General features: G+C 36.9%; 6 protein-coding genes. All 6 read left to right on the top strand.

Translation table 11 applies throughout. The annotated features are described in order from the left end of the window. Window position 1: 1 nt before the first annotated feature. Genes ruvB through sov form a run of 6 tightly spaced genes read left to right on the top strand, consistent with a single transcriptional unit; the run spans window position 2 to window position 13,611 of the window. Complete coding sequence (ruvB, locus tag NCE97_RS00155; protein ID WP_353776840.1) at window positions 2-1,024, top strand: Holliday junction branch migration DNA helicase RuvB; 1,023 nt, start codon at window positions 2-4, stop codon at window positions 1,022-1,024. Next, complete coding sequence (locus tag NCE97_RS00150) at window positions 1,024-2,358, top strand: cytochrome P450 (protein ID WP_353776839.1); 1,335 nt, start codon at window positions 1,024-1,026, stop codon at window positions 2,356-2,358. Before ruvB ends, NCE97_RS00150 begins: the two co-directional genes overlap by 1 nt. Then, complete coding sequence (queG, locus tag NCE97_RS00145; protein ID WP_353776838.1) at window positions 2,359-3,285, top strand: tRNA epoxyqueuosine(34) reductase QueG; 927 nt, start codon at window positions 2,359-2,361, stop codon at window positions 3,283-3,285. Window positions 3,286-3,323: 38 nt separating this feature from the next. Beyond that, window positions 3,324-5,639: an NADP-dependent malic enzyme gene (locus tag NCE97_RS00140; protein ID WP_353776837.1), complete on the top strand. Its 2,316-nt coding sequence runs from the start codon at window positions 3,324-3,326 to the stop codon at window positions 5,637-5,639. Window positions 5,640-5,685: 46 nt separating this feature from the next. Continuing rightward, entirely contained in the window at window positions 5,686-6,267 is a 582-nt protein-coding gene (gene ruvA / locus NCE97_RS00135) for a Holliday junction branch migration protein RuvA (protein WP_353776836.1), read from the top strand. A gap of 6 nt (window positions 6,268-6,273) precedes the next feature. Beyond that, window positions 6,274-13,611: a T9SS outer membrane translocon Sov/SprA gene (sov, locus tag NCE97_RS00130; RefSeq protein WP_503065078.1), complete on the top strand. Its 7,338-nt coding sequence runs from the start codon at window positions 6,274-6,276 to the stop codon at window positions 13,609-13,611. Window positions 13,612-13,616 lie beyond the last annotated feature (5 nt).

Below are 13,616 nucleotides of genomic sequence, written 5' to 3'. Positions count from 1 at the left end.
CATGAATGAGAATCTCGATCCAACAAACGAAAACTTTTCACCAGAAGAACTGGATATAGAAAAAAAGCTTAGACCACTGTCCTTTGATGACTTTACAGGTCAAGAACAAGTGTTGGAAAATCTTCAGGTTTTTGTAAAAGCAGCCAACCTCAGAGATGAAGCGCTAGACCATACCTTATTTCATGGGCCTCCAGGTTTAGGTAAAACTACCTTAGCACACATTTTAGCCAATGAGCTAGATGTAGGCATTAAAGTAACGTCTGGCCCCGTTTTAGATAAACCAGGAGACTTAGCAGGATTGCTTACCAATCTTGAGGAAAGAGATGTGCTTTTCATAGATGAGATTCATCGACTAAGCCCAATCGTAGAAGAATATTTATACTCTGCCATGGAGGATTATAAGATTGATATAATGATCGAAACTGGGCCTAATGCTCGTACAGTTCAAATCAATCTAAATCCATTCACTTTAGTTGGTGCAACAACACGATCAGGATTACTCACCTCGCCAATGCGCGCACGTTTTGGGATTAGTAGTAGACTTCAATATTATAATACTGAGTTACTAACCACAATCGTACAACGCAGCGCTTCCATTCTAAAAGTACCGATTTCTATGGAAGCAGCGGTAGAAATCGCGGGTAGGAGTAGAGGTACACCTCGTATTGCCAATGCATTGTTGCGACGTGTAAGAGATTTTGCTCAGATTAAAGGTAACGGTAGTATAGACATCGCTATAGCTAAATTCGCTTTAGAAGCGTTGAATGTTGATGCTCATGGTCTGGATGAAATGGATAATAAAATATTGTCTACAATTATAGATAAGTTCAAAGGAGGGCCAGTCGGGATTACTACTTTGGCTACTGCTGTAAGTGAAAGCTCCGAAACTATAGAAGAAGTCTACGAGCCGTTTTTGATACAGCAAGGATTTATTATGCGAACACCAAGAGGTAGAGAAGTGACTGAACTCGCCTATAAACATTTAGGAAAAATAAAAGGCGGCACACAAGGTGGATTGTTCTAATGCAAGAATACAAGTATCCATACAATGTGTCATTCTTTAGGTTCCTTCGCCGTTCTTCAACAATAGCTAAAAATCCGATTCCTTTTCACAACCAATTGTTCAAGGAAAGTGAAGGCAATTCATTTTCAATAAAGCCATTGTTTACAAAACATATTGTAATGACCCGAGATGCTGAAATGGCTCGAGAAATCCTTCAGAAGAAACACAAACATTTCGAAAAATCTAAGCTACAAACACATAATCTAGGGAAGTATATAGGTTATGGATTATTGACATCTACAGGTCAATATTGGTTAAAACAACGACGATTAATCCAACCAGCCTTTCATAAAGAAAAGATTAATGGGTTGCTGAAAATAATTTCAAATACTGTAGAAGAACAAGTTTCAAATTTCCCTACAGAAAATCTGGTAGACCTCTATGCTTTAATGAATACTCTGGCTTTTGAAGTCATTGCAAAATCTTTGTTCAACTTCTCAGCAGATAAAGCAACCCTTAGCAGGCTGCAATACATTATTGAAACCTTGCAGCGATTCATAGTAAAAGAGATTCGTCAGCCTCATAAAAAATTATGGTATCATTTGTCTGGACAAATGAAGTCGAGTATGGCTATGGTCAAAGAAAGTAGAGACATCATTAATACAATCATAGAAGAACGAAGAGCATCGAATGATTTTCATGATGATTTATTGGATATGCTTTTGAATGCCAAGTATGAAGATGGAAGTAGTATGTCTAATGAACAACTTATCGATGAGATTTTAATTTTGTTTGTAGCAGGTCATGAAACTACTGCAAATGCTTTGACCTTTGTATTGTTTTTGTTGGCAAACCATAAAGAAGAATTAGGTAAAGCCACAGAAGAGGCAAAAAAGTTTCATCTCGAAACACTAGCAATGCAATCATTTACGGAATTGACATATATCAAGCAGTGTATCGAAGAAAGTATGCGACTATATCCACCAGCTTGGATAACAGATAGAGTGAATTTACAAGACGAATCAGTAGGTGATTACTATTTTAAAGAAGGTACGATGATAGGTGTTTCTTTTTACGAAATGCACAGACACAAAGATTATTGGGAAGCACCAGAAAGCTTCCGCCCAGATCGTTTTTCAGAAGAAAATAGAAAACGAACAGCATCGTTTTACATGCCATTTGGTGCTGGGCCAAGGCTCTGCATTGGGAATAATTTCGCAATGTTCGAAATGCAATTAGTTTTACAATCAATACTTTCAAAATATACCATAGAAACAGATAAGTCTACTATAGACGTAAATCCTTTAATCACTTTAAAGCCTATAGGAGCAAAACTGAAATTTGTAAAGCATTAGATGAGTTCTAAAGCCACACATACTAGGCTCATAAAAGAAGAAGCTAAACGACTTGGCTTCTTATCGTGTGGTATTTCCCAAGCAGGATTTTTAGAAGACGAAGCTCCAAGATTAGAACAATGGCTCAATAAGAATATGCATGGCGAAATGCGTTACATGGAAAACCATTTCGATAAACGATTAGATCCAACCAAATTGGTTGAAGGCTCCAAAAGTGTAGTATCGCTTTTACTCAATTATTATACGGATGAAATCCAAAGTGACAATTCAGCACCAAAAATATCGAAGTATGCTTATGGAACAGACTACCATTTCGTAATAAAAGATAAGCTGAAGCAATTGCTAGAGTATATCCAAGATGAAATAGGCGAAGTACATGGAAGGGCATTTGTCGATTCCGCACCAGTCTTGGATAAAGCATGGGCAGCCAAAAGTGGATTGGGTTGGATAGGAAAACATAGTAACTTATTAACGCAGCAAGTAGGCTCTTTTTACTTTATCGCTGAACTTATTATCGATTTAGAATTAGACTATGATGCGCCAACTACAGACCATTGTGGAACTTGCACAGCATGTATTGATGCATGTCCTACTGAAGCCATAGTAGAACCATATATAGTTGATGGGAGCAAGTGTATTTCGTATCTCACCATAGAACTAAGAGACAACATTCCAGCTGAGTTTAAAGGAAAAATGGACGATTGGATGTTTGGCTGCGATGTTTGCCAGGACGTATGCCCTTGGAATAGATTTAGCAAATCACATAGCGAGCCTTTATTCGATCCGCACCCAGAATTACTTTCAATGAGTAAAACAGATTGGGAAGAAATCACGGAAGAAACCTTTAGAAAAGTCTTCAAGAAATCCGCGGTAAAGCGAACAAAATATTCTGGATTGAAGCGAAATATTCAATTTTTGAAAGACTAAAACCCTTATTTTTGTAGGTTCAAATAACCCATTACGATATGAGCAAGCAGACCAAACGTAGAGAAGCTTTAGTTTATCATGCCAAACCTACACCTGGAAAGATTAAGATTGTTCCAACAAAGAAGTATGCGACTCAGAGAGACTTATCCTTAGCCTATTCGCCTGGTGTTGCAGAACCATGTTTAGAGATAGAAAAGGACAAAAACAATGCTTATAAGTATACAGCTAAAGGAAACTTAGTAGCAGTAATTTCTAACGGAACAGCCGTTTTGGGATTAGGAAACATTGGACCAGAAGCCTCTAAACCAGTAATGGAAGGGAAGGGCTTGCTTTTCAAAATATTTGCTGATATAGATGTATTTGATATTGAAGTTGATACAGAAAATATTGAAGAATTCATTCAGACCGTAAAAAATATTGCACCAACATTTGGAGGGATTAACCTTGAAGATATCAAAGCTCCAGAAGCATTTGAGATAGAATGTCGTTTGAAGGATGAGCTAGATATTCCTGTAATGCACGATGATCAACATGGTACGGCTATCATTTCAGCTGCAGCATTACTCAACGCATTAGAACTTGCGAACAAGCAAATTGAAAAGGTGAAAATCGTAGTATCCGGAGCTGGAGCTGCGGCGATTTCTTGTACCAAACTATATAAAGCCTTTGGTGCAAAAGGTGAAAATATTGTAATGCTAGACAGTAAAGGCGTTATAAGAAAAGACAGAGATAATCTCACAGAACAGAAAGCCGAATTCGCAACATCTAGAAAAATTGATACTCTGGATGAGGCCATGAAAGATGCCGATGTATTTATTGGATTATCGACATCCGATATAGTAAGCCCAGACATGCTAAAATCAATGGCAAAGAATCCTATTGTCTTTGCTATGGCTAATCCAGATCCAGAAATTAAATATAATCTAGCAGTTAAGACTAGAGATGATATCATCATGGCTACAGGACGTAGCGACCATCCAAATCAAGTGAATAATGTTCTTGGGTTTCCTTTTATTTTTAGAGGAGCGCTAGATGTAAGATCGACAAAGATCAATGAAGCTATGAAGATGGCAGCAGTTAAAGCACTTGCAGAACTTGCAAAAGAACCTGTGCCAGAACAAGTAAATATAGCTTATGGTGAAACCCGTTTAGCCTTTGGTAAAGATTATATTATCCCCAAACCTTTTGATCCAAGATTAATTGCCGAAATTCCACCTGCAGTAGCCAAAGCTGCAATGGATAGTGGTGTTGCTCAAGAACCTATTGACGATTGGGAAGCTTATAAAGAAAGCTTACGTCAACGTCTCGGATCAGATAATAAATTGGTTAGACTATTACTCAATAGAGCCAGAACAAACCCAAAACGTGTAGTGTTTGCTGAAGCAGACCAGTTAGATGTTCTCAAAGCAGCTCAGATTGCATACGATGAAGGGATTGCACATCCAATTTTGTTGGGTCGTAAAGAGGCTATTCAGAGATTGATGGAAGAGATAGAGTTTGATGCAGATGTACCAATTATAGATCCAAAATCAGATGAAGAACTTCCAAGAAAGAACGAATACGCAAAAGTATACTGGCAACAACGCAAACGTAAAGGTGTGACCTTGTATTCTGCGGAAAAATTAATGCGAGAGCGTAATTATTTTGCTGCGATGATGGTCAATCAAGGTGATGCAGATGCACTTATTTCAGGGTACTCTAGAAGTTACCCAACTGTGTTCAAACCGATGTTAGAATTAATAGGTTTAGCTAAAGGTGTCACTAGGGCAGCGGCAACCAACCTAATGATGACACAACGCGGACCAATGTTTTTGAGTGATACCTCTATAAACATAAATCCATCTTCCAAAGACTTGGCTAAGATTGCTCAGATGACTGCGAAGACAGTATCTCTGTTTGGAATGGAACCTGTTATAGCGATGACCTCATATTCAAACTTTGGATCCTCAACACACGAAAATGCTAACAAAGTGAGAGATGCTGTAGCCTATTTGCATCGTTATTATCCTGATATGATTGTTGATGGAGAACTTCAAACCGACTTTGCGCTCAATAGTGAGATGCTTCAGGATATTTTTCCATTCTCCAAACTGGCTGGGCGTAAGATAAATACACTCGTTTTTCCAAATTTGGATGCTGCTAATATTACCTATAAGCTTCTGAAAGAATTGAACAAATCGGAGTCCATTGGCCCTATTTTAATGGGTATGAGAAAGCCTGTTCATATTCTTCAGTTAGATGCTAGCGTAGATGAAATTGTAAATATGACGGCAATTGCAGTCATAGATGCTCAGCAAAAAGAAAAAAAAGCGCAAGAAATCAAAGCAAGAACAGCCTCTGAAAGTACTTTGTAGTGTGAATAATTTTATTACATTTGGGAGTTGTAACCAAAGCTGCTAGATGATTACACAAATACAGGGAAGACTGGTAGAGAAGAATCCTACCGATGTTGTCATAGACTGCAATGGTGTTGGGTATTTTTTAAATATTTCACTTAATACTTTTTCGGAAATACCAGATAAGGAACATCTCAAACTGTACACGTATTTACAAGTTAGAGAAGATTCGCACACACTTTATGGATTTTCGACAAGATCTGAGAGAGAAATTTTCAAATTATTGATCTCTGTAAATGGTGTTGGAGCAAGTACTGCCAGGACCATGTTGTCATCATTAACCCCAAAGCAGATTAGGGAAGGAATAGCTCGAGACGATGTAGCGCTAATTCAATCGATAAAAGGTATTGGCGCAAAGACCGCTCAACGAGTTATTTTGGATTTAAAAGATAAAATTCTAAAAGTTTACGATATTGACGAAGTTTCGCATGTAGAAAGCAATACAAACAAGGATGAAGCGTTATCAGCTTTAGACGTTCTTGGGTTCAATAAAAAGCAATCCGAGAAGGTCGTAGATAAAATATTATTGAATGATCCTGATGTTAATGTGGAAACCATTATCAAAGAAGCTTTAAAAAACTTATAATTCATTTTGAATACGACCAACTTTACAATTTCAAAATCACATATAACTTATCTAGCATTAGGCATAATGCTTTTTTGGTCTGCTTTGTCATTTGGACAACAAACCAATCCCCAAGCTCAAGATTCAACCAATACAAATTTTGCATTAGGTAATATTAATATGCCTAATCCAAGTAGTATTGTTTCTAAGTATACCTACGATCCTATTTTAGATAGATATATCTACACAGAAAAAGTTGGAACATTCAACATTAAGTACCCCATCATTCTTACGCCAGCAGAGTTTCAAAAGTTAGTGCTCCAAGAGCAAATGAGACTTTACTACAAACAGAAGATAGATGCAGCAGCAGGACAGAAGGATGGCGCAGAAGATGAACAAAAAAACCTGCTCCCAGAGTTTTATGTAAATTCAGGCTTATTCGAAACCATATTTGGAGGGAATACGATATCAGTTGTACCGCAAGGTTCAGTTGAGGTCGATTTTGGAGTGTTGTTTACCAAGCAGGATAATCCAACCTTTTCACCACAAAACAGAAGTAATTTTACCTTCGATTTCGATCAGCGTATCAGCTTAAGTCTTTTGGGTAAAGTTGGGGAGCGACTTCAGGTTACAGCGAACTACGATACGGAGTCAACATTCGATTTTCAAAATCTTATAAAACTAGAATATACACCAACAGAGGATGATATCATCAGAAAAATAGAAGTTGGTAATGTAAGCATGCCGCTAAACAGTTCTTTAATTACTGGAGCACAGAGTTTATTTGGTGTGAAAACCGAACTTCAATTTGGTAAAACTAGAGTTACTGCTGTATTCTCAGAGCAAAGGTCGCAAACTAGAAATGTAGTTGCGCAAGGAGGAGGAACGCTATCAGAGTTTGAATTCTTTGGTAGAGATTATGATGAAAACAGACACTTCTTCTTAGCTCAGTACTTTAGAGATACTTACGATCAGTCAATGTTACGTTATCCATATATAGATAATAATATTCAAATCACAAGGATTGAAGTATGGGTGACCAATAGAAATAACCAAACGGATAATGTTAGAAACATTATTGCATTTCAAGATTTGGGAGAATCCCAAGTAATAGGAAACCCAGCATTAAATATTATCCAGCTAGGAGCCGTGCCAGATAACCAGAACAATGGCTTTGACCCAGAGAATATAGGTATTGGGGCGTCTCAGCTTACCGAGGCAGTTCGTACCATAACGAACCCAGAAGCAGGGATTACTATAAATGTCAATGAAGGGTTCGATTATGGAAAGCTTGAAAGTGCACGAAAACTTCAACAAGGGTCAGAATATACATTAAACACGCAATTAGGATATATTTCACTGAATCAAAGATTATTAAATGATGAAGTTTTAGCAGTAGCATTTCAATATACTATTGGAGGTGAAGTGTATCAAGTAGGTGAGTTCGCCAATGATGGAGTTAATGCTACTGATGCTGCAGATGATGGAAATGGAAACACCTTGGTAACTAATAATGCGTTGGTTCTTAAAATGCTGAAGAGTGCTGTTACTGCAGTAGATCAGCCAGTTTGGGACTTAATGATGAAGAATGTTTATGATACTGGAGCATTTCAGTTAGAACGAGAAGATTTCAGATTGAACATCTTTTATAGAGAGGCTTCACCAGTTAACTATATCAGACCAGTTGAAGGCACAACATTCCCAATTTTTGACAACAATACATTCAATCCAAATGATGATACCGAAATAGTTGAAACACCACTGATACGACTATTCCATTTAGATCGATTGAATTTTAATAATGATCCGCAAGAACTTGGAGACGGATTCTTTGATTATGTAGAAGGACAAACCGTTATCTCACAGAACGGTAAAATCATTTTTACAAAAGTTGAACCTTTTGGAGAATACTTATTTGATGTGCTCTCATCAGGTGACCCATCAGAAGATTATGATGATCCGATGTCCTATAATGAGAATCAGCAAAAGTATGTTTACGATATTCTTTATAGTTCGACCAAAACGGCAGCCTTAGATCAGGCAGAGAAGAACAAATTCCAAATAAAAGGACGTTATAAATCCAGTGGAGGTGAAGGAATTCCTATTGGCGCATTCAATGTGCCAAGAGGTTCTGTTGTAGTAACAGCTGGAGGGCGTACACTTGTTGAAGGTGTGGATTACACCGTAAACTATCAATTAGGTCGTGTACAAATTATTGACCCTGCATTGGCAGCTTCAAATACACCGATTAATGTTTCGGTAGAAAATAATGCTGTCTTTGGTCAGCAAACACGTCGTTTTATGGGGATTAACATTGAGCATCAATTCAATGAGAATTTTGTGCTTGGTGCTACGGTTCTGAACCTTAATGAACGACCAATTACGCAAAAAGCGAATTACAATTCAGAATCTATAAACAATACTATTTTTGGATTGAATGGAAACTTCTCTACAGAAGTCCCATTCCTAACACGCTTAGCCAATAAGCTACCAAACATAGATACAGATGTACCATCAAATCTTTCTGTTCGTGGTGAGTTTGCTTATCTAGCTCCAGGAGCTCCAAAAGGTACTAACCTTAATGGAGAGGCTACAGTATATGTAGATGATTTTGAAGGCACACAAGGCGCTATCGATTTATTATCTCCTCAGTCTTGGTTTTTATCCAGTAGACCAGAAGATTTAGGTAGAACTTATGCTCAAGGAAATGAAGATGATAATGGAATTCAAAATGGATTTGATAGAGCATTGTTGAACTGGTATTCTATTGATCCAATTTTTTATAGCAACCAGCGACCAAGTGGAATATCGGACGAGGATATCTCTAATTTATTTACTAGAAGGGTATTTATTAATGAAATATTCCCAAATATTGATATAGTTCAAGGGCAAACAGCAGTTATAAACACTCTAGATTTAGCATATTATCCTAACGAAAGAGGACCATATAACTTTGATCCAGATATTGAAAATGGAATCAACCCTGCTGATAGTTGGGCAGGAATTACAAGGCAAATCACTTCAACGGATTTTGAACAAGCAAACGTTGAATATATAGAATTCTGGATTCAAGATCCATTTACTGATGAAGAAGGAAACCCTATAACATCTCAAGGAGGTAGGTTAACCATTAACTTAGGAAATATTTCTGAAGATGTTCTTAAAGATGGTAAAAAACAATATGAAAATGGATTGCCTGAGGATGGGAATGTTTCTTTCCTTCAGAATCAAGCTAATATTACTAATGATCCGTATGTAGTTCCTCAAAATCAATCCTTGATTTATACATTTGGAACTACTGGTCAAGAACGAATCAATCAGGATGTTGGATATGATGGATATGATAATGCTGAAGAAGTAGAATTAATGAATCTTCTCGAAACAGCAACTCCTGCTTTTAATTATTCACAATTTGCAGGTTTAGAAGATCCGGCTAACGATGATTATGTCTATTACCTAAACACAGAGGGTAGTATTTTTGAACGTTACAGACGTTATAATGGTATACAAGGCAATACACCAGAAACCTTTACAGATACCAACAGAGGAAATACGACACAACCAGATGCTGAGGATATCAATAGAGATAATACTATGAATACTATTGATAGCTATTTTGAATACCAGATAGATCTTAACCCTGCAGTATTAAACGATGCCAATACACTTATTAATGATATTAAAACAGAGCCTGTTACCTTACCAAATGGACAATCTGCAGATGTTACCTGGTATCAATTTAGGATTCCAATTGACTATGAAGATAGAGTAGAAGTAGGTGGTATTTCTGATATAAGATCTGTGCGTTTTGCGCGTATGTATCTAACAGACTTTGTTGAGCCAACTATATTACGTTTTGCTACTTTAGATCTAGTTCGCAGTGATTGGAGACGCTATAGCTTGGATTTAGATTCTTACGAAAACAACAATAACGACAATGCAGAATTTACAGTAGGTGTTGTTGGAATACAAGAAAACGAAGACTTTTATGTAAGCCCTCCAGGAATTGAGAGAGAGCAGTTAAATAACAACAACAACATCATTAGACAAAATGAGCAATCTCTACAAGTAGAAGTTTGTGACTTAGAGCCGACAGATTCCAGAGGTGTGTTTAAGAATGTTAATGTAGACATGCGACAATACAAAAAGATTCGTATGTTCTTCCATGCTGAACCATTAGAGAACCAACAACTTGACCCAAATGAGCTTGTAGGATTTATTAGAATGGGTAATGATTTTACAGAAAATTATTATCAAATCGAGATACCACTAGATGTAAGAGATGGTACTTCACCTGAAGATGTATGGCCGAACCAAATGGAAATGCCATTAGACATTTTAGCAAAAATAAAATCTTTAGGAATTTCTAATGGTACCCTTAGCGACGTTGACCCAACGTATTACAATGTAATTGGAGGTGTTCTAGATGAGACTCCACTGGTAAATGAAAATGATGTTGACGCAAACAACCCTAATCCAAGTTACAACTGTGGGCCAGATGGATCTGAATGTGCTGACCTGCAAAGAGTAGCCATAAAAGGAAATCCAAACTTTGGAGATATCAGGGTGTTAATGGTAGGTGTAAAGAGTGCTAATGATATAGAAACAGTTTGTGGTGAAGTTTGGTTCAACGAGCTTAGACTTTCAGAATTAGATAATGAAGGTGGTTGGGCAGCTATTCTGAGTATGGATTCTAACATTGCAGATTTTGCTAATATTAGCGCTACAGGAAGACGCAGTACAACAGGATTTGGAACTTTAGAACAACGACCAAACGAACGTAGTCGTGAAGACGTACAACAGTATGATGTTGTAACAAACATAAACTTAGGTCAACTATTACCTAAAAATTGGGGGCTACAGATTCCATTTAATTATGGGCAAAGTGAAGAGTTAATCACTCCAGAATACGATCAGTTCTACCGAGACCTCACCTTAGACAGTAGATTAGATGCCGCCCAAGATGATGCAGAACGAGATAGAATCAGAGAACAATCCGAAGATTATACAAAACGTAGAAGTATCAACTTTATAGGTGTAAAGAAAAACAGAACGGGAGATGCCAAACCACGATTCTATGATGTGGAAAACCTAACCTTCAACTATTCATATAATAAGGTTAAGCATAGAGATTTTGAAATTGAAAATTCTATAGATCAAGATGTTAGAGCAGGAATTAATTATAATTTCAACTTTGAGCCAAAGTCTATAGAACCTTTCAAGAAGAACGATTCACTGTTCAGAGGACGTTATTGGAAGATACTAAAGGATTTCAACTTTAATCCTTTGCCTACGAGTTTCTCAATTAATACAGACATTACGAGACAATTTAGTAGACAGAAGTTTAGAGAAGTAGAGTTAGGTGGTGATAATATCTCAGTAGAAGAACTGTTTAGAAGAAATTACAACTTCGATTTCCAATATGCAATCAACTACAATCTTACTAATGCATTGAGTATCAACTTTACTGCTGCCAATAGTAATATCGTAAGAAATTATTTTATTGATGATCGTCTTAATGGTAGACAAGATCCAACACTAGATATTTGGGATGGATTCTTTGATTTTGGAGACCCAAATATCCAAAACCAGCAGTTACAATTAAATTACGAGCTTCCTTTATATAAGATACCAACCTTAAGTTTCCTGAAGGCCAACTATTCGTATACAGGAGATTTCCAATGGCAAAAAGGATCAGATTTAAATCTGAATTTTGAAGCTCTCGTCGATGATGGACAAGGCGGCCAGTTCTTAGATACTTTCAACCTTGGAAACTCTATTCAAAATGCAAATACACATACTCTAAATACCACATTGAGTATGGAATCATTATATCGTTACATTGGGCTTTCTAAAAGAAATACAAGGAATGCTAGAAGTGGTAGAAGAACTCAGCCGAGAAATGCCGGAGTACCAGATGCTAATCAAGACGCAAATAAAACTAGTGTTGGCAAGAAGATTGGAAGTACAGCTCTCGATTTATTGACTATGATTAAGCGTGTACAAGTTAATTATGCAGAAAATAATGGTACATATTTACCAGGATATTTACCAACACCTGGGTTTATAGGAACATTAAGACCAACATTAGGATATACCTTCGGAAGTCAAAGAGATATAAGACATCTAGCAGCAAGAAATGGGTGGCTTACAATTTACCAAGATTTCAACCAGCAATATACTGAAGTGACTAACAGAATACTGGATTATTCTGTAAATGTTGAACCTATTAGAGATCTAAAAATAGACTTCATAGGAAATAGAACTTATGCCGAAAATACTACTCAGAATTTTAGAGCTTTAGATACAGATGGAGACGAATTAAGTGATGAATACGAAGAATTGATTACCAATTCTTTCGGGAACTTCAATATCTCTACAAATCTAATTAGAACAGCTTTTTCCAAAAGTGATGAGAACAGTTCTGCGGCCTTCGATGAATTTGCAGATAATAGATTAACGATTGCACGTAGATTGGCATTAAGAGCAGGTGTAGACTTTACAAACCCAGATAACTTCGAAGGTGGTGATGTCAATGGATTCCCATTAGGATTTGGACGAAATAGCCAACAAGTATTGCTGCCTGCATTCTTAGCGGCTTATACTGGATCCAATCCAGACAAAATAAGCTTAGGTGCATTTAGAGATGTACCAATTCCAAACTGGACATTAAAGTACACAGGATTGATGAAGCTTAAGTGGTTCAAGAAGCACTTCAAACGTTTCTCAATTACTCACGGCTACAGATCTGGCTATACGATCAATCAGTTTAGAACCAATTTAGAGTTCGAAGCAGCAGATTTCAGCTTGCCATATACATCTCAAAACCCTAACGCTCTTGATCAGTCAGGAAACTACAAGAGTGAAACACTCTTTAGTAACATCAACCTCGAAGAGCAATTTAGCCCGTTAATTCGTTTAGATTTCGAAATGAAAAATTCGATTAAAGTATTAGCAGAAATAAAACGCGATCGTATACTATCGCTGAGTTTTGATAATAACTTACTTACCGAAATTCAAGGTAGAGAATATACACTTGGATTAGGATACAGAATTAAAGATGTGAGAATACGCTCCAAGTTGGCTGGTCCTAGACAAATCATAAAGAGTGACCTTAACATGAGAGCAGATATTTCGGTTAGAGATAATAAGACAATCATTAGATACCTTGACTTAGATAATAACCAAATTACAGCAGGTCAAACCATTTGGGGAATTAACTATACAGCCGATTATGCGTTTACCAAAAACCTAACAGGAATTTTCTATTTCGATTATACGTTCTCAGATTACGCGATATCAACATCCTTCCCGCAAACATCAATTAGATCAGGGATAACATTACGATATAATTTTGGTAATTAAGATTT

Source organism: Winogradskyella sp. 3972H.M.0a.05, from assembly GCF_040493455.1.
Classification (GTDB): Bacteria; Bacteroidota; Bacteroidia; order Flavobacteriales; family Flavobacteriaceae; genus Microcosmobacter.
The sequence above is the reverse complement of the archived record's forward strand: the minus strand, read 5'-3'. Positions and strand labels throughout refer to the sequence as shown.